This window comes from Pseudomonas sp. Z1-29 (genome assembly GCF_051131995.1).
GTDB lineage: Bacteria > Pseudomonadota > Gammaproteobacteria > Pseudomonadales > Pseudomonadaceae > Aquipseudomonas.
The window spans coordinates 1,198,737-1,217,228 of sequence record NZ_CP071645.1 but is presented as its reverse complement, the minus strand read 5'-3'; the positions used below and the strand labels follow the sequence as shown (position 1 = coordinate 1,217,228).

The window sequence follows — 18,492 nt, the reverse complement described above, 5'->3', positions numbered from 1 at the left end:
CGCCTTCGCGAGCAGGCTCGCTCCCACATTGGATAAGTGTCGTTCACAGCGTTTGTGATCCACACCGAACCCTGTGGGAGCGAGCCCGCTCGCGAAGGGCCTCCGGCATCAACACATCCTCACCTGACACACTAAGTAGCATCTTCGGTTATGCTCGCCGTTCGTCGTGAACGCCGGAGCCCTTATGTCTCTCACCCGCCTGCTCGTACCTGTCAGCCTCGCCTTGTTGAGCGCCTGTGCCATGCAACCGAAACACAACGTGACGGTCGAGAAGCTTAGCCAATGCCCGGTGCAGCTTAATAACGGCCAGAACCTGATCCTGAGCCTGCCGACCAACCCAAGCACCGGCTACCGATGGACGGTTCAGGATTCAGCCGGCGGCGTGTTGAAGGCGCTGGGCCCGGAGGTCTATCGCAACCCGGAAGACGCCGGCATCGTCGGCGCCGCCGGGGTGTCAACCTGGCGCTTCCAGGCATTCAACGCCGGCACCGGGCGCTTGCGCCTGACGTATCAACAACCCTGGGCGCCTGAAGTTCCCCCCGTGGAAACCTTCGACTGCGCCATTTCGGTGAATTGAACGTGGGTTGGCTGATACTCGTGCTGATGGGTGCGGCCACCTTTCTCCTCCAAAAACATCACTAACAGAGATTAAATGTGCGAGCGAGCAAGCTCGCTCCCACAGGTTTTTTGGTTAAAATGCCGGCCTTTTCACTATCCCTGCCGCCGGAACCGTCGTGAGCAAAGAACCCGATCGCCTATTCGCCCAGCCGTTGGCCCAGGTGCCCGACTTCGCCTTCAATGAAGACGTGGTTCGAGTGTTCCCGGACATGATCAAGCGCTCGGTGCCAGGCTACCCGACCATCGTCGAGAACCTCGGCGTGCTCGCCGCGCAGTTCGCCCAGCCCAATAGCGTGCTGTATGACCTCGGTTCGTCCCTGGGCGCGGTGACCCAGGCGCTGCGCCGTCATGTGCGCACCGACGGTTGCCGGGTGATCGCGGTGGATAACTCGGCGGCCATGGTCGAGCGCTGCCGCGAATACCTCAACGGCCAGGACTCGATGTTCCAGGAGCTGTTGCCGGTGGAAGTGATCGAAGGCGACATCCTTGCGCTGGCGTTCCAGCCGGCCTCGGTGGTGGCGTTGAACTTCACGCTGCAATTCATCGCACCCGAACAACGTACCGCGTTGCTGACCCGTATCCGTCAGTCCTTGCTGCCCGGCGGCGCCTTGATCCTCTCGGAAAAACTGCGCTTCAACGATGCCGAGGAACATGCCCTGCTGACCGACCTGCACGTGGCGTTCAAGCGCGCCAACGGCTACAGCGAGCTGGAAATTGCTCAGAAACGCAGCGCCATCGAAAACGTCATGAAGCCCGACAGCCTCGAAGAACACCGCGAGCGCCTGCTGGCGGCCGGCTTCTCGAAAGTCGTGCCGTGGTTCCAGTGTCTTAACTTCGCCTCGTTGATTGCCTTGCCATGATTGATCTGTCCCCCCTCGCCCGCCATCTGGCCGGCACGCCCCTGGCCGACTGGGCCGCGACACTGCAAACGCAGCTCGATATCAAAATGGAAAAGGGCCACGGCGACCTGGAGCGTTGGCAAAGCGCCCTCGATGCGCTGCCGGCCTTGCAGCCCACCACCGTGGATCTGCTGAACGAGCTGACGCTGGACGCAGATTGCTCTGACGAAACCCGCGCCCAGATGCGTACCGCGCTGATGGGTCTTTCTCCGTGGCGCAAGGGCCCGTTCGATCTGTTTGGCGTGCACGTGGACACCGAATGGCGCTCGGACTGGAAATGGTCACGCGTCGCCCCGCATCTAGACCTCAAGGGCAAGCGCATCCTCGATGTCGGCTGCGGCAACGGCTACTACATGTGGCGGATGCTCGGTGCCGGCGCGGACACGGTGATTGGCGTCGACCCGAACTGGCTGTTCTTCTGCCAGTTCCAGGCGGTGCAGCGCTACCTGTCACAGCCCAACGCCTGGCACCTGCCTTTCCCATTCGAAGCCCTGCCGCCGGAGCTGGAAGGTTTTGACACGGTCTTCTCCATGGGCGTCTTCTACCACCGCCGCTCGCCGATCGAGCATCTGTTGGCCTTGAAGGACTGCCTGGTAAAAGGCGGTGAGCTGGTGCTCGAAACCCTGGTGATCGAAGGCGACGAACACCAGGTGCTGGTGCCCGAGGACCGCTACGCGCAGATGCGCAACGTCTGGTTCCTGCCGTCGGTCCCGGCCCTGGAACGCTGGCTGCGCCGCGCCGGGTTCAGCGATGTGCGCTGCGTGGACGTCAGCCTGACGACCGTGGAGGAACAGCGCAGTACCGAGTGGATGAAGTACCAGTCACTGAGTGATTTCCTCGATCCTGCGGACCACAGTAAAACCATCGAGGGACTGCCGGCGCCGATGCGGGCGGTGATTGTGGCGCGTAAGTAAACAGCCCAAGCAACACGACATCCAAGTAGGGAGCAATGGGGCTCTAAAGGCTTGCTTATCATCGTGGCGAGGGAGCTTGCTCCCGCTGGGCTGCGCAGCAGCCCCCGCCCCTTCAACACGATGCACCTGGAAAAACCGGTCAGCAGGTTTTACGACTGCTGCGCAGCCGAGCGGGAGCAAGCTCCCTCGCCACAGGGTTGTGTGTTCAATCTTGGGATCTGGCTCGCCTGGCCTTGAAAAACTCGCTCAACACCGCGCTGCATTCCTCAGCCAACACCCCGCCCTCGAACATCACCCGATGATTCAAAAAGCCTTGGCTGAAAAACTGCCCTTGGCTCTGCACGATCCCAGCCTTGGGTTCCAGCGCCCCGTAGACGACCCGGGCGATGCGTGAGTGGACGATGAGGCCGGCGCACATGCTGCACGGTTCCAGCGTCACATACAGCGTGCTGCCAGGCAGGCGATAGTTGCTCACCGCCTGGGCAGCGGCGCGGATGGCGACCATCTCCGCGTGGGCGCTGGGGTCGTGGCCACTGATCGGGCAGTTGAAGCCACGCCCGATGATCTCACCATCCTGCACCAGCACCGCGCCCACCGGGACTTCGCCCAGCGTGGCGCCTTGGGCGGCGAGAGCCAGGGCTTCACGCATGAAATCCTGGTCGCGGCTGCGGTCGATGATCCGCGCGGGACGAATCTGGCGCATCACGCCACCTCGATGGCGGCCATCAGGCCGGTTTCCATGTGATCGATCACATGGCAGTGGAACATCCACACGCCGGGGTTATCCGCCACCAGCGCCACCTGTGCCCGCTCGTTCTTGCCCAGCAGGTAGGTATCGGTGAAATACGGAATGACCTTGTGCCGGTTCGACGCAATGACCTTGAAGCTCATGCCGTGCAGATGGATCGGGTGCTGGTACTGGGTCATGTTCTTCAATTCGAATATATAGCTCTGGCCTTTCTTCAGCGTGGCAATCGGCCGATCGGCGCAGGTCTTGTCGGTGATATCCCAGGCCTTGCCATTGATTTGCCACAGGCTCGGCGGCTTGCCATTGTCGACATTGACCGAGACCGAACCGACCCACTCGAAATTGAAGTTGAGTTTCTGCGCATTGGCCAGGTCCGGCTCGGCCACCGGGTTAGGCGGCAGTGCCGGCGGCCACTGGGTCGGTGCGTCGTTGTTGGGCACCGAACGCAGCGTCCCCAGGCGCACCGGGCCATTGCGCAACGACAATTCTTCACCGGCCGGCGGCGCCTTGATCGCCAGGCAGATGCGCATGCCCGGGCCCAGCCAGTACTCCTTGCCCAGCGGGCGCGGTGCGACGGGATTGCCGTCGAGCGCATAGATCTGCGCCTCGACGCCGGGGATATTGATGCGGTAAGTCAGCGTGTTGTCGAGGTTGAGCAACCGCACCCGGGTAATCTGCCCGGCCGGCAAATCAATCACCGCCTGGGGCACGCCGTTGATCGTCGACAGCCGCCCGGCGGTGCCGCCACGCGCCGCCTCGCGAGGGATGCTGAACGCGACGAACTCGCCCTGCTCGTCCACATGCCAACTCTTGAGGCTCAACGTCTGCTCGTATTTGAAGCCGGTAGGCTCACGCTCTTCGATGATCAACGGCCCCACCAGCCCGCGTCCGAGCTCCTCGCTGCTGTTGACGTGCGGGTGGTACCAATAGCTGCCGGCGTCCGGCACGCGGAATTTGTAATCGAAGTACTCGCCTGGCAACACCGGCAGTTGCGAGACATACGGCACGCCGTCCATCTCCAGCGGCAAGCGGATGCCGTGCCAGTGAATGGTCGTCGCGACCGGCAAATGGTTGATGAATCGCACCCGTAACCACTCGCCCTGGCGCACCCGCAACTCCGTGCCCGGCGCTGACGGACCAAAGGCCCAGGCCTGGGTCTTGTGCCCGGCCACCAGCTCCACATCCAGCGGCGCCGCGATCAGTTCATAGTCGTGACCGGCCTCTGAATCGGCCATCTTGCCCAACCAGTACCGCGACGCGCCTCCCGCACCTACGCCAACGACAACAAGACCGGCCAGGCCACCGAGTAATTGGCGACGGGTAAAGGACATGAACGCGACTACCTCTTGAATCTGGGACGGGCCGGTGGGGCCCGGAAAAGGCGAATACGATACACCTGCAATTGAGAAATATTAAGTGAAGGATTGTCGCGGGGCGCGCTCGGACGGTGAGCGCTGTCACCCAACCAGCGCTTCCAACTCCTTGGAATCCACCTCAGCTAGCCGTCGGCCTTCTTTCGTAATGTTGACCTGCAAGGCCACCCGGGCTACATCCAACACACCCGAGGCAAACGAATAGCTGCCCCGGGCCTGCAGCCAGGTGAGAATGTCCGCCAGATGCCAGATGGACGCACTGCCCTCGTGCACCGGCGTCGGAAAGCTGCCCGGATGAGTCAACATCAGCTTGCGCATGTTCTGCCGAGAGACCCCTATGATATCGGCTACGTCGGTCAGCCCGACCAGATCAGGCGCAACCTCGATCAGTCTGGCCGACGGCACCGCGCGACGAACGTCCTCTAGCGCACTAAGCACCGCCTCAGCGGCATCAGGCGCATCGCGAGTGAACTCGAGCGCCAGCCGCCCTGGCTGCCCGGTGCCTACCAAGGCATCGTCGCAGCCAGCTTCACCCAACCGCTCAACCAGTTCCTGCATGGCACAGCCGTCGTTGGCAAGCTGATATTTCAAGGTAAAGATGAATTCCATTGTTCTATTCCTTAGCATGGTGATCCGCATCACGCCGATTGCGATGCGTCGAGCAATTGTCCACGACACGTCGCAATGCTCGCGCGTGGTTGCCAGGGTTCTTCGGCGTGCTCCATATCGACGTGATGCAGAACTCACCGCAGCGACACTCCTGGTCGTTGTAAGGACAATAAGCCCGTCCCCAGGCGTGACTGCCGCCCACTTCAATGCGCCAGCCGTGCCCTTCAGCATGCCTGAGCGCTTCTTCGACCTCTTTCTTCGGGTGCGAGGTACGAATCATCCGTGATCTCCAGTATTCGCGCGATCAAAAAGGTTGTCAATCGACAACCTCACTCACTTCGAATGGCTGCGATACCCGCATGGCCATAACGCCCGATGATAAGCGCGTCTCGGCGCTCGCTGAGACGGCAATCGTAGCGAAACGTGACGGGGAAACTGCATGGCTGGGGCCTTCGACGGGCTTTCCCGGGCGATATCGATCAATCACACCAACACCCATGCCCGCGAGAAGGCATCAATGATGCCGTGCCTGATCCTGGCAGCTAGCGATTAGGAAGGGAAAAAACGATTAGATAACAAGAGCTGTGCGCAAAAACGATTATTTCAACAACCGGCTCGTCAGAGCTGAGAAAGAGGCTGAACCCGCCCCTTTCTCCCTCCGATCACAAAATCGACGTTGCATCGACTCAGGACAACAGAGAGGTTACCCCCTGTTGAGGTTCCGTTATTCCCACTCAATCGTCGCCGGCGGCTTGCTCGACACGTCATACGTGACGCGGGAGATGCCTTCGATTTCGTTGATGATCCGCCCGGACACGGTTTCCAGCAGTTCGTACGGCAGGTGTGCCCAGCGAGCGGTCATGAAGTCGATGGTTTCCACGGCACGCAGGGCCACGACCCAGGCGTAGCGACGGCCATCGCCGACCACGCCGACCGATTTCACCGGCTGGAATACCACGAATGCCTGGCTGACCTTGTGGTACCAGTCGGCCTTGCGCAGTTCTTCGATGAAGATGTGGTCGGCGCGACGCAGCAGGTCGGCGTATTCCTTCTTCACTTCGCCGAGGATCCGCACGCCCAGGCCCGGGCCGGGGAATGGGTGACGGTAGACCATGTCGTAGGGCAGGCCCAGTTCCAGGCCGAGGCGACGCACTTCGTCCTTGAACAGTTCGCGCAGCGGCTCGACCAGTTTCAGGTTCATCTCTTCCGGCAGGCCACCGACGTTGTGGTGGGACTTGATCACGTGGGCCTTGCCGCTCTTGGCGCCGGCCGACTCGATCACGTCGGGGTAGATGGTGCCCTGGGCCAGGTACTTGATGTTGTCCAGCTTGCAGGATTCGGCATCGAACACGTCGATGAAGGTGCGACCGATGATCTTGCGCTTCTTCTCCGGGTCGGACTCGCCGGCCAGGTTGTTCAGGAACTGCTCTTCGGCGTTGGCGCGGATCACCTTGACGCCCATGTTCTCGGCGAACATGGCCATCACTTGCTCGCCTTCGTGCAGGCGCAGCAGACCGTTGTCGACAAAGACGCAGGTCAGCTGGTCGCCGATGGCCTTGTGCAGCAGCGCGGCAACCACGGAGGAATCGACACCGCCGGACAGGCCGAGCAATACGTTGTCGGTGCCGACCTGGGCGCGGACCTGGGCGATGGCATCTTCAGCGATCTTGGAAGGCGTCCACAGGGCTTCGCATTCGCAGATGTCGAGGATGAAGCGCGACAGGATGCGGCCGCCCTGCTTGGTGTGGGTCACTTCCGGGTGGAACTGTACGCCGTAGTAGCGGCGATCGTCGTTGAACATGCCGGCGATCGGGCAGCTCGGGGTGCTCGCGAGGATGTGGAAGTCTTCCGGCATCTTCGTGACCTTGTCACCGTGGCTCATCCACACGTCGAGGCCGAACAGGCCGTCGGCGTCGATGTGGTCTTCGATGCCGTCCAGCAGGCGGCTCTTGCCGACCACGTCGACACGGGCATAACCGAACTCACGCAGGTCGGAACCTTCGACCTTGCCGCCCAGTTGCTCAGCCATGGTCTGCATGCCGTAGCAGATGCCGAAGACCGGTACGCCGAGGTCGAACACCGCTTGCGGGCAGCGCGGGCTGTCGGCTTCGTGCACGGACTCGGGGCCGCCGGCGAGGATGACGCCTTTGGGAGCGAACTCGCGAATCGCTTCTTCATCCATGTCGAACGGATGCAGCTCGCAGTACACGCCGATCTCACGCACGCGGCGGGCGATCAGCTGGGTGTACTGGGAACCGAAGTCGAGGATCAGGATGCGGTGAGCGTGAATGTCGAGGGCCATGACTCATTCTCATGTAGTGAATCAGAAACAACTCGGGGCTGAATGAACAGCCCCGGTGATTAACGTTTTGCTGGAAGCCTTAACCTACACGGTAGTTCGGCGCTTCCTTGGTGATCTGTACGTCGTGGACATGGGACTCGGCCATGCCGGCGCCGGTGATGCGCACGAATTCCGGCTTGGTGCGCATCTCTTCGATGTCCGCGCTGCCGGTGTAGCCCATGGAAGAACGCAGGCCGCCCATCAGTTGATGGATGATCGCGCTCAGGGTGCCCTTGTACGGCACGCGACCTTCGATGCCTTCCGGCACCAGCTTCTCGGCACCCGCGGAGGAGTCCTGGAAGTAACGGTCGGAAGAGCCCTGGGCCTGGGACATGGCGCCCAGCGACCCCATGCCGCGATAAGCCTTGTAGCTACGGCCCTGGAACAGTTCGATCTCGCCCGGCGCCTCTTCGGTACCGGCGAACATCGAACCCATCATCACGCAGTAGGCACCGGCGACGATGGCCTTGGACAGGTCACCGGAGAAGCGGATACCGCCGTCGGCGATCAGCGGCACGCCAGTGCCTTCAAGGGCGGCGGCGACGTTGGCGATGGCGCTGATCTGCGGCACGCCGACACCGGCAACGATGCGGGTGGTGCAGATCGAGCCAGGGCCGATACCGACCTTGACCGCGTCGGCGCCAGCTTCGGCCAGGGCCTTGGCGGCTTCGCCGGTGGCGATGTTGCCGCCGATCACCTGGACGTCAGGGAAGTTCTGCTTGACCCAGCGAACGCGGTCGATCACGCCTTTGGAATGACCGTGGGCAGTGTCGACCACCACCACGTCAACGCCGGCATTGACCAGGGCGGCGACGCGATCGCCGGTGTCCTTGCCGGTGCCAACCGCCGCGCCAACGCGCAGACGACCCTGGTCGTCCTTGCTTGCCAGCGGATAGGCCTTGGCTTTTTCGATGTCGTTGACGGTCATCATGCCTTTGAGGGCGAACTTGTCGTCGACGATCAGCACGCGCTCGATGCGGTGCTTGTGCAGCAATTCGCGGACTTCGTCCTTGCTGGTGCCTTCCTTGACCGTGACCAGACGCTCTTTCGGCGTCATCACCTGGCGAACGCTGGCGTCCAGGCGATTCTCGAAACGCACGTCACGGGAGGTGACGATGCCGACCAGGTCGCCATCGTGCAGCACCGGAACGCCGGAGATGTTGTGCATGCGGGTCAGTTCGAACAGATCCCGGACCGTGGCGTCAGCCTCGATGGTGATCGGATCCTTGACCACGCCAGCCTCGAACCGCTTGACCTTGCGCACTTCGGCGGCCTGCTGTTCGATGGTCATGTTCTTGTGGATGATACCGATACCGCCTTCCTGGGCCATGGCAATGGCCAGACGGGCTTCGGTCACGGTGTCCATGGCGGCGGAAACCAGCGGGATATTCAGTTCGATGCCACGGGTGAGACGGGTTTTGAGACTGACTTCGTTAGGCAGTACCTCGGAATAACCGGGCACTAGGAGAATGTCGTCGAAGGTCAGAGCTTCTTGGCTGATACGCAGCATCGCGGGGGCTCCCGAGCGGGAAAATGGAAGCGCGCCATTATACTCATGGACCCCGTCTGGCTCAATGTAAAACTCTGTCTATTATTGGCGGGGTGATTGAGGGGCTGAAACACGGCCTGATCATCAACACATTCCCTGTGGGAGCGAGCTTGCTCGCGATAGCGGTGTGTCAGCAACATATAAGTGAATGGCACCCCGCCATCGCGAGCAAGCTCGCTCCCACATTGGCTCATCAGTGCCCTTACAACTCCACCCTCACCCAACTCACCGGCTGGTCCAGCCAATCGGCGAACTCATCGATGAACTCCTGCCTGAACCCCGCCTCCAGCCAGTTGTTGAAGATGAAACCCAGGTTGGAGAAGGCGCAGGGTTGCAGGAACAGGAACCCGTTGATGTCATCCTCATGCCCGCACTCAGGGCAGGTGAAGTTGTCGGTGCGACCCGGCATCCACTCCTCCAGGCTTTCGAACAGCGCTTCGCCAATTTCCTTGCGGCACTCGGCGCAGCCGGCCTCTTCAAGAAAGCCCTTGGCCGGCGTGTAGATGCAGCGCTTGGTGATGATCTCCAGGCCGTTGACCGGCTCGCCGAACGGCAACGCGTCGGGATGCAGGACCACCTGGCGGGCGCCGGGGGCGATGGCGTGGGCCATGCGATTGCCAGTGCGACCGCAAGTGGTCAATTGCTCTTCGACGATGTTCTTGCGCACCAGCCAGCGCACGATCGCCCGAGCCCGGGGCTCGTGAACCGGCAAGGTGGAAATTTTCGGGACGATGATGCTTTGCGAATTCATGGCGAGGCCTGGCTGTTTCCCTGGCGGGTCTTATAAAAGGCCGGCAGCTTAATCCCTGGCCCGGCCAGGTCAAGCACTCAGATAGCGCCCGATCAATGCCAGGCCGCTGGCGAGCACCAGCCAGGTGACCAGTCGTACAAACGCCTCTCGCGACATCTTCATGGTCAAGCGGCGCCCAACCCACAGCCCTAGCGCCATGGCCGGCAACAAACACAGCGCCAGTACCAGCAAGGGTAGCTCGGCATACACCCCGGCGACGATGAACAGACTCAAGCGCACCACCGTGCTGCAACTGATCAGCGCACTCTGGGTCGCCCGGGCCGCCTCCTTGGATAACCGGCTATTCAAATAAATGGCATATAAAAAGCCGCCGCTGCCAAACAGCGCGCCGAACATTCCGCCGACCGTGCCCATCGGCAGCGCCCACAGCGCCGACAGTTGCGTCGGCCGGGTCTTTATCCACAGGCTGTAGATCGCATAGGCGCTGATGAACAGGCCCATCAACAACAGCAACAGGTCGGATTTGAGGTTGAGCAGGAAAATCACCCCGAGGGTGCAACCCACCGCCATGCATGGCAACAATCGCAGCAACTCGGGCCGGGCGACGTCCCGACGCGATGGCAACAAGTTGCCGAATGCCGCGACAAAATCCAGCAGCACCAGCAGCGGGATGATTTTCGCCAGTGGCATGTACAGCAGCAGGATCGGCGCGGCCACCAGCGCCGTGCCGAACCCGGCGATGCCGAACACGATGTAGGCCAGGGTAATGGCCAGCCCGATCACCAGCCATTGCGTGGGGGCGAAAGCCCATTCACCCAACCACGAGAAAAGATCCATCCGGCACGTCCTTGTTGAGAGCACCGGCGACTTTAGCCAGATTTATTGCGGCATATCCACTACTACCGTAGTGCGCCATCGCGACCACATGGCTTGCCGCAGGCGCCCGCGTGCCAGATGCCCCCTGCGCTCAATGCGCCAACATGTTGTGATGCACGCTGTACATGATCCACAGCGACAGCCCCACCAACAGCGCAATCACCACGGTCGAGAACACCAGGGCCGTCAGGTTCCAGCGTTGTTGCGGTGAGAAGTTCAGGTGAAGGAAATAGATCAGGTGCACAACGATCTGGATCACCGCAAAAATCGCCACGATCCCGGCCGTCAAGGGCTTGGGCAATGTGGGATACATCACCAGGGCGAACGGGATAACGGTGAGGATGACCGACAGAACGAACCCGGTGAGGTAGGATTTTGCGCTGCCGTGGCTGGCATCGACGCTGCTCTGATGACTGCTCATTTACATCACTCCAAACAGATAGACCACGGTAAACACACAGATCCAGACCACGTCGAGGAAGTGCCAGAACAGGCTCAGGCAGCCCAGGCGGGTGGCGTTGACGGTGGTCAGGCCATTGCGTTGCACCTGGAACATCAGCACGGCCATCCACAGCAGCCCCGTGGCGACGTGCAGGCCGTGAGTGCCCACCAGCGTGAAGAAGCCGGTGAGAAAGGCGCTGCGGTTGGGGCCGTAGCCTTCGGCGATGAGTTTCTGGAACTCATGGATTTCCATGCCGATGAACGCCAACCCGAGGACGAAGGTCAGGCCGAGCCAGGCCAATACCTTCTGCTTGTTCCCGGCGCTCAGCGCGAGCATGGCGAAGCCGTAGGTGATGCTGCTGAACAGCAGGATGAAAGTTTCCGTGAGGACGTAGGGCAATTCGAAGATATCGGCGGCGCCGGGCCCGCCGGCGACGCTCTGACCGAGTACCGCATAGGTCGCGAATAACGTCGCGAACAGAATGCAGTCGGTCATCAGGTAGATCCAGAACCCGAACAGGGTCATGGAGCTTGCGTCCGAGTGACCGTGTTCGGATTCCGGCGCGGTGGCGTGTGGCTGAACGAGATTGGACATGGATCAAGCCTCCGCCAGTGCCTTGATACGTTGGTTTTCGATGCGTGCTACCTCTTCGGCAGGCACGTAGTAATCGATGTCGTCATCGACGCTGCGCCAGATCACCCCACCGATCGTCGCGACCAGCCCGACGATGGCCAGCCACCAGATATGCCAGACCAGGGCGAAGCACATGATCAGGCTGAACAGGCTGATGACCAGGCCCATCGCGGTGTTGCGCGGCATGTGGATGGCTTGGAAGTCGGCTTCGACGGCGGTCTTCTGGCCGCGCTCCTTCATGCCCCAGTAGGCGTCGATGCCCTCCACCACCGGTTGTTGGGCGAAGTTGTAGAACGGCGGCGGCGAGGCGGTGGACCATTCCAGGGTACGACCGTCCCACGGGTCGCCTGTCAGGTCACGGTTCTGGTGACGCTGGCGAATGCTGAAATAGAACTGCAGGATCTGGCAGACCACGCCGCAAAGGATGATGCCGACGCCAAGCAACTCCAGCTCCAGCCAGGGCCGCCATTCGGGTACGTCGAAATGGTTGAGGCGCCGGGTCATGCCCATGAAGCCAAGGAAGTAGGACGGCATGAAGGCGAAGTAGAAGCCGATGATCCAGCACCAGAACGCCGCCCGGCCCAGGCGATCGTGAAGCTTGAAGCCGAACGCCTTGGGGAACCAGTAAGTCAGTCCACACAGGTAGCCGAACACGGCGCCGCCGATGATCACGTTATGAAAGTGCGCGATCAGAAACAGGCTGTTGTGCAGCAGGAAATCCGCCCCGGGCACCGCCAGCAGCACCCCGGTCATGCCGCCGATGCTGAAAGTGACGATGAAGCCGACGGTCCACAGCATCGGCGTTTCGAAGCGCACGCGCCCCCGATACATAGTGAACAGCCAGGTGAATATCTTCACCCCGGTGGGCACGGCGATGATCATGGTCATGATGCCGAAGAACGCGTTGACGCTCGCCCCCGAACCCATGGTGAAGAAGTGGTGCACCCAGACGATGAAGGACAGGATGGTGATGACAATCGTCGCCCACACCAGCGAGTGATAACCGAACAGGCGCTTGCGGCTGAATGTGGAAGCTACCTCGGAGAAAATACCGAACGCCGGCAGGATCAGGATGTACACCTCCGGATGGCCCCAGGCCCAGATGAGGTTGACGTACATCATCGGGTTGCCGCCCAGCTCGTTGGTGAAAAAGTGCATGTCCAGATAGCGGTCGAGGCTGAGCATGAACAGCGTCGCGGTGAGGATCGGGAATGACGCCAGGATCAGCACAGCCGTGCACAGTACCGTCCAGGTAAACACCGGCATGCGGAAGAGGGTCATGCCCGGCGTACGCATTTTCAGGATGGTGACGAAGAAATTTACCCCGGTGAGCAACGTCCCGACGCCGGATATCTGCAATGACCATATGTAGTAGTCCACCCCGACCCCGGGGCTATAGGACAACCCGGATAACGGCGGATAGGCGACCCAACCGGTGCGCGCAAACTCGCCGACCGCCAGGGAAACATTCACCAGCATCGCGCCGGCCACGAACAGCCAGAAACTCAACGCGTTGAGGAACGGGAACGCCACGTCCCGGGCGCCAATCTGCAACGGCACGACGATGTTCATCAAGCCCACCACCAGCGGCATCGCCATGAAAAAAATCATGATCACGCCGTGGGCAGTGAATATCTGGTCGTAGTGTTCCGGCGGCAGGTAACCGGGCGAGCCGTCGGACGCCATGGCCTGTTGCGTGCGCATCATGATCGCGTCGGAGAAACCGCGCAGCAGCATCACCAGCGCCACGACGATGTACATCACGCCGATGCGTTTGTGGTCCACCGAGGTAAACCACTCTTTCCACAGATAGGTCCATTTGCGGTAGTAGGTGATGGCACCCATGCCGGCCAAGACGACCAGTCCCACCACCGCCAGCGTCCACATGATGATCGGCTCATCCGTCGGGATCGCCTCAAGCGTCAGTTTTCCAAACATGTCCTACTCCTGCGCTGATCTTTGAGTCCCGACGGGAGACCCGATGCTGCCCTGCATGTCGTGCATGCGATGCTCGACTTCACGGGAACGATTCATGCCTTCGTATTTGTCGATGATGCTCTGGAACAAGTCCGGCTGGACCGATGCGTAATGTTCAACCGGGTGCTTGAACGTCGGCTTGGCAAGTCGGGCATAACTGTCCTTGTCCAACCGTCCTTGCCCCGCCCGCACGTCGGCGACCCACTTGTCGAAGCCCGCCGCATCGGTGGCGAGGGTCCGGAAATGCATGTCGGAGAAACCCGGGCCGTTGTAGTTGGCGGCGATGCCCCGGTACTCCCCGGCCTCGTTGGCGATCAGGTGCAGTTGGGTCTGCATGCCGGCCATGGCATAGATCTGCCCGCCCAGCGCCGGAATGAAAAACGAGGTCATGGCGCCGTCCGAGGTCACGCGAAAATTCACCGGTGTGTCCAGTGGCATGGCCAGTTCGTTGACCGAGGCAATGCCCAGCTCCGGATAGATGAACAGCCATTTCCAGTCGGTCGCGATGACCTGCACCACCAGCGGCTTGACGTCCGAATCCAGCGGTCGGTACGGATCCAGCGCATGGGTCGACTTCCAGGTAACCACGCCGAGAATGATGATGATCACCAACGGGACGCCCCAGACCACCGTTTCGATCTTGCGTGAATGGGCCCACTCCGGCGTGTACTTGGCCTTGGTGTTGGAGGCGCGGTACTTCACGGAAAAGACCAACGCCATGACGATGACCGGCACCACCACCAGCAACATCAACAGCGTCGAGAGAATGATCAAGTTGCGTTGGTCAACGCCGACCTGTCCCTTGGGATTGAACAACACCATGTCGCAACCGCCGAGCAACAGCATCCCGCCGACCAGCAACAACCTTGATAAATGCCAAGGCAGTCGAGTTCGCATGTCTACGCTTCGCTTATTGAGTGGCTGTCAGTTGCTGAGCGATCTTGTCTTTTATCGACAGACGCTGTTCCTTGAGTCTGCGGATGTCATCATCCTCGACGTTGCCCGCCGATATCGATTCGGCGGCCAGGACCTGGTTATCCACGTCCGTGTATTCGTCCAGCAGCCGAGCAAGTTCCGGGTCTTGCTGGCGACGCTGTTGGACCGTCTCTTTGCTGCAATTCAAATCTTGATAGAGATCATGAGAAGCAGGCATGGCCTTCTCCTTTAGCAGTGTTGTTGGGTACACGATTTTTAGAATTGCCCCCTCCGGCTAAGTTGAGAGAAACATCCGGAAACGGTGACGAACGGCACTGCCGACAAAAAAAAAAGCCCACGAGACGTGGGCAAAAGGGAAAGCTGTTTTTTCGCCTGGGCGGCTCAGGAAGATTGTCTGCCGGCGGCCGGCGACATGGCGGTGGAATCCACCCGCACCGTGTGCGCCTGGTTTACGGCCCGCTCCCATTCCCTGGCATCGTGACTGCAGAAAATCTCGACGTGCCCGTTCTGGACTTGCGCCAACTCGCGAAGGCGATCCTGGTTGCGCATCCGTGCCGAACGGTAGGTGTCCATCATGTATTGGTAGAACCTCAGCCCCGGTGGGCAATGGCGCTCGGGTTGATGGACCTCGTCATGGAAAAAATAGGCATCACCGGCGTGCAGCAGCCAACCGTCCGGAGTGCGCAGCGCGATCCCGGCATGTCCGGCGGTGTGTCCCTGAAGCGGCACCAGGAAAATGTCCTCTTCCTCGGCGCCGATCAGTGCGCGCACCGAATCGAAGCCGAACCAGGTATCGCCTTCGGGGGCATAGAACTCCCAGCTATCGACGCCCTGCCACTGCCGCGCCTGGAACCGTCGTCGACTTATCCAGGTGTCGGCGCTGCGGGCCGTCGCCATCTCGTCGCGCATTACATGCACCCGGGCCTGGGGAAAATCCTGGAGCCCGCCGGCGTGATCGAAATCCAGGTGCGTCAGCAGGATGTGCCGTACATCGTTGGCCTCGAAACCCAAGCGCCGCACCTGCTCCAAAGCCGTGAGGCGATGCTCGAACTGGATGTTGTTGAACACTCGAAAGAATCGGCTCAGCCGTTGCGGTGTCTGCACATCTCGCTGGCCAAAGCCGGTGTCCACCAGGACCAGGCCGTTGGTGTCGGTTTCAACCAGCAGGCAATGACACACCAGGCACGCCGTCAGCCCCCGGCTGTAACCATCGAATAGCGCCCCGCCTACCGGGCACATGCATCCGCAGTTCAGGTGATGGATACGCATGGATGGCCTCCTTTCGCGGGGATATTTGTCTCTTGAAATCGACTGGAAGCAGGCGCGGTGAATTCCGCGCAGGCGACGGGCGGCGCAACACATAAGCGGTGGAAACGGGCTCGCTCGAAGCAGGCGACTCCGCTTGACTGGAGGTACGCAGGAGGAAATTTCTACATACATGGAGATTCGCAAGCGAATCCCCTTATCATGCCGCCCATGATTAAAGATCCCTTTGCCCGACTGGGCCTGGACCGCGAGGTCCTGACTGTCAGCCAGCTCAACGGCCGTGCGCGGGTGTTGCTCGAAGACGTGTTCAGCAACATCTGGGTCGAGGGCGAGATTTCCAACCTCGCCCGCCCCGCCTCCGGCCACGTGTATTTCACGCTCAAGGACAGCGGCGCCCAGGTGCGTTGCGCGCTGTTCCGACAGAACGCCGCTCGGGTGCGCCAGGCATTGAAAGACGGGCTGGCGGTGAAGGTACGCGGCAAGGTCTCGCTGTTCGAGGGCCGTGGCGACTATCAACTGATCCTCGACACCGTGGAGCCGGCCGGCGATGGTGCCCTGCGCCTGGCGTTCGACGCCCTGAAGGAAAAGCTCAGCGCCGAAGGCCTTTTCAGTGCCGAGCGCAAGGTACCGCTGCCGGCCCATCCGCAACGCATCGGCATCATCAGTTCGCCCACCGGCGCGGTGATCCGCGACATCATCAGCGTGTTCCGTCGCCGCGCGCCGCAGATTTCCCTGACGCTGATTCCGACCGCCGTGCAGGGCCGTGAAGCCACCGCACAGATCGTCCGCGCGCTGAAACTGGCCGATGCCCGAGGCTTCGATGCGCTGATCCTGGCCCGGGGCGGCGGTTCGCTGGAAGACTTGTGGTGCTTCAACGAAGAAGCCGTGGCTCGTGCGGTAGACGCCTGCGTCACGCCCATTGTCAGCGCGGTAGGCCATGAGACCGACGTCTCCATCAGCGATTTCGTCGCCGATGTGCGCGCCCCGACTCCGTCCGCCGCCGCCGAACTGCTCGCACCGGACGCCGGCGACCTGGTGCGCCGGGTCGAAAGCCTGCACCGGCGCCTGGTGATGCGCATGCGCGACCGCCTGATGCGCGACCAGTTGCGCCTCGAAGGCCTCACCCGCCGCCTGCGCCATCCCGGCGAACGGCTGCGCCAGCAAGCCCAGCGCCTCGACGACCTGGACATGCGCATGCGCCGGGCCTTCGAACGCAGCCTCAACACTCGCCGCGAACGCCTGATTCGCCTGGAAACCCGCCTGGCCGGGCAACATCCGGGCCGTCAGCTGGCCATGTTGCGCCATCGCCTCGACAGCCTCGCCGAACGCCTGCCCCGAGCCATGCGCGAAGGCCTGAAAACCCGCCGCGTACAGTTGCACAACCAGATGCAGACGCTGCACATCGTCAGCCCACTGGCGACCCTTGGCCGTGGCTACAGCATCCTGCTCGACGAACGCGGCCATGCGATCCGCAACGCCGGACAAACCCGCACCGGCCAGCGCCTGACCGCCAGGCTCGGCGAAGGGGAACTGCTGGTGCGGGTCGAAGACAATCACCTGACACCGGTCACCCTTTCTCTACTGGATTGATTCATGCCGCGATTTCTCGCTCCGCTGCTCTTGCTGTGCCTCGTCGCCAACGCCCAGGCTGACAGCTACATCACTCGCCTGCTGAACAAGCCGGTGCCCGGCGGCGTGGCCGTGGTGGATCTGGGCAGCGCGGCCCAGGCGCCGAAAGCCACGTACCAGGGCAAACCGGTGCTGGTGGTCAAGGAACAGCAGAACTGGCTGGCAATTGTCGGCATTCCGCTGACCGTCCAACCCGGCACCCAGCAGATCAGCAGTGGCGGCGCCACCCAGCCCTTCGTGGTTGGCTACAAGAAATACCCCGAGCAGCACATCACCCTGAAAAACAAGCGCCAGGTCAATCCGGACCCGGCGGATCTGAAGCGCATCGAGGGCGAGCTTGCGGTGCAGTTGAAGGCCTACCGCAGCTTCAGCCCCAACATCCCCAGCAACCTGCTGCTGGACAAACCGGTGAACGGCCCGCTGTCGAGCAAGTTCGGGGTGCGCCGCTTTTTCAACGGCGAAGAGCGCAACCCTCATTCCGGCCTGGACTTCGCCGTGCCCGCCGGCACGCCGATCAAGACCCCGGCCGCCGGCAAGGTGATCCTCACCGGCAACTACTTTTTCAATGGCAACACCGTGTTCGTCGACCATGGCCAAGGCTTCATCAGCATGTTCTGCCACATGTCGAAGATCGACGTGAAGGTCGGCCAGCAACTGGCGCGCGACACCGTGGTCGGCAAGGTTGGCGCCACCGGCCGCGCGACCGGGCCGCACATGCACTGGAACATCAGCCTGAATGATGCGCGGGTGGATCCGGCGATCTTTATCGGGGCGTTTCAGCCCTGAGTAATTGCGGTGCGCTACTGGCCTCTTCGCGAGCAGGCTCGCTCCCACAGGGATCCGCGTCGCGCTACGGACCTGATGTGGGAGCGAGCCTGCTCGCGAGACGGAAGTCGTATCGCCCCCACCTCAGAAATTGCCAAGCTCAAAA

At 61.5% G+C, this 18,492-nt stretch carries 19 protein-coding genes; 5 read left to right on the top strand and 14 right to left on the bottom strand.

Features of this window, described 5'->3' with window-relative positions:
* The first annotated feature begins 184 nt into the window (after positions 1-184).
* From J3P84_RS05690 to cmoB, 3 genes are all read left to right on the top strand, one after another.
* A complete protein-coding gene (locus J3P84_RS05690) occupies positions 185-577 on the top strand; it encodes a protease inhibitor I42 family protein (RefSeq protein WP_434572015.1) in 393 nt (130 codons plus the stop codon).
* 157 nt (positions 578-734) lie between these two features.
* Positions 735-1,478, top strand: coding sequence for a carboxy-S-adenosyl-L-methionine synthase CmoA (cmoA, locus tag J3P84_RS05685; RefSeq protein ID WP_305499021.1), 744 nt, complete (start codon positions 735-737; stop codon positions 1,476-1,478).
* Positions 1,475-2,431, top strand: a complete 957-nt coding sequence (gene cmoB / locus J3P84_RS05680; RefSeq protein ID WP_434628594.1) for a tRNA 5-methoxyuridine(34)/uridine 5-oxyacetic acid(34) synthase CmoB — start codon at positions 1,475-1,477, stop codon at positions 2,429-2,431. Before cmoA ends, cmoB begins: the two co-directional genes overlap by 4 nt.
* A 205-nt stretch (positions 2,432-2,636) precedes the next feature.
* On the opposite strand, the gene tadA is transcribed toward cmoB, so the two are convergent.
* The 14 genes from tadA to J3P84_RS05610 all read right to left on the bottom strand — a co-directional run bounded on the left by tadA (position 2,637) and on the right by J3P84_RS05610 (position 15,935).
* Complete coding sequence (gene tadA, locus J3P84_RS05675) at positions 2,637-3,134, bottom strand: tRNA adenosine(34) deaminase TadA (protein WP_434628591.1); 498 nt, start codon at positions 3,132-3,134, stop codon at positions 2,637-2,639.
* Positions 3,134-4,510, bottom strand: a complete 1,377-nt coding sequence (locus J3P84_RS05670) for a multicopper oxidase family protein (protein ID WP_434628588.1) — start codon at positions 4,508-4,510, stop codon at positions 3,134-3,136. Before J3P84_RS05670 ends, tadA begins: the two co-directional genes overlap by 1 nt.
* A gap of 126 nt (positions 4,511-4,636) precedes the next feature.
* On the bottom strand, positions 4,637-5,161 hold the full coding sequence (locus J3P84_RS05665; RefSeq protein ID WP_434628585.1) for a helix-turn-helix transcriptional regulator: 525 nt from the start codon (positions 5,159-5,161) through the stop codon (positions 4,637-4,639).
* A gap of 4 nt (positions 5,162-5,165) precedes the next feature.
* Positions 5,166-5,441: a hypothetical protein gene (locus J3P84_RS05660; protein ID WP_434628582.1), complete on the bottom strand. Its 276-nt coding sequence runs from the start codon at positions 5,439-5,441 to the stop codon at positions 5,166-5,168.
* 444 nt (positions 5,442-5,885) lie between these two features.
* Positions 5,886-7,463: a glutamine-hydrolyzing GMP synthase gene (gene guaA, locus J3P84_RS05655; protein ID WP_305499016.1), complete on the bottom strand. Its 1,578-nt coding sequence runs from the start codon at positions 7,461-7,463 to the stop codon at positions 5,886-5,888.
* Between the two features lie 79 nt (positions 7,464-7,542).
* Entirely contained in the window at positions 7,543-9,012 is a 1,470-nt protein-coding gene (gene guaB / locus J3P84_RS05650) for an IMP dehydrogenase (RefSeq protein WP_305499015.1), read from the bottom strand.
* Positions 9,013-9,253: 241 nt separating this feature from the next.
* A complete protein-coding gene (locus J3P84_RS05645; protein ID WP_305499014.1) occupies positions 9,254-9,802 on the bottom strand; it encodes a sugar ABC transporter ATPase in 549 nt (182 codons plus the stop codon).
* A 69-nt stretch (positions 9,803-9,871) separates the two neighbouring features.
* On the bottom strand, positions 9,872-10,639 hold the full coding sequence (locus tag J3P84_RS05640) for a sulfite exporter TauE/SafE family protein (protein ID WP_434628577.1): 768 nt from the start codon (positions 10,637-10,639) through the stop codon (positions 9,872-9,874).
* 130 nt (positions 10,640-10,769) lie between these two features.
* The gene (gene cyoD, locus J3P84_RS05635) at positions 10,770-11,099 is read right to left on the bottom strand and encodes a cytochrome o ubiquinol oxidase subunit IV (protein ID WP_434628574.1); all 330 of its coding nucleotides are present in this window, start codon (positions 11,097-11,099) and stop codon (positions 10,770-10,772) included.
* The gene (cyoC, locus tag J3P84_RS05630) at positions 11,100-11,714 is read right to left on the bottom strand and encodes a cytochrome o ubiquinol oxidase subunit III (RefSeq protein ID WP_434571996.1); all 615 of its coding nucleotides are present in this window, start codon (positions 11,712-11,714) and stop codon (positions 11,100-11,102) included. It lies immediately after the preceding gene.
* Positions 11,715-11,717: 3 nt separating this feature from the next.
* Positions 11,718-13,691, bottom strand: coding sequence for a cytochrome o ubiquinol oxidase subunit I (gene cyoB / locus J3P84_RS05625; protein WP_434628571.1), 1,974 nt, complete (start codon positions 13,689-13,691; stop codon positions 11,718-11,720).
* Between the two features lie 3 nt (positions 13,692-13,694).
* Positions 13,695-14,627: a ubiquinol oxidase subunit II gene (gene cyoA, locus J3P84_RS05620; protein WP_434628568.1), complete on the bottom strand. Its 933-nt coding sequence runs from the start codon at positions 14,625-14,627 to the stop codon at positions 13,695-13,697.
* Positions 14,628-14,640: 13 nt separating this feature from the next.
* Positions 14,641-14,883 (bottom strand): YdcH family protein, encoded by a 243-nt coding sequence (locus J3P84_RS05615; protein ID WP_434601768.1) that lies wholly within the window; start codon positions 14,881-14,883, stop codon positions 14,641-14,643.
* 164 nt (positions 14,884-15,047) lie between these two features.
* Complete coding sequence (locus J3P84_RS05610) at positions 15,048-15,935, bottom strand: MBL fold metallo-hydrolase (RefSeq protein WP_434628565.1); 888 nt, start codon at positions 15,933-15,935, stop codon at positions 15,048-15,050.
* Between the two features lie 207 nt (positions 15,936-16,142).
* Between J3P84_RS05610 and xseA the strand changes: the two genes are divergently transcribed.
* Together xseA and J3P84_RS05600 are read left to right on the top strand one after the other, a co-directional pair.
* A complete protein-coding gene (gene xseA, locus J3P84_RS05605; protein WP_434601769.1) occupies positions 16,143-17,522 on the top strand; it encodes an exodeoxyribonuclease VII large subunit in 1,380 nt (459 codons plus the stop codon).
* Positions 17,523-17,525: 3 nt separating this feature from the next.
* Positions 17,526-18,347, top strand: coding sequence for a peptidoglycan DD-metalloendopeptidase family protein (locus J3P84_RS05600; protein WP_434628562.1), 822 nt, complete (start codon positions 17,526-17,528; stop codon positions 18,345-18,347).
* The last annotated feature ends 145 nt before the right edge of the window (positions 18,348-18,492 follow it).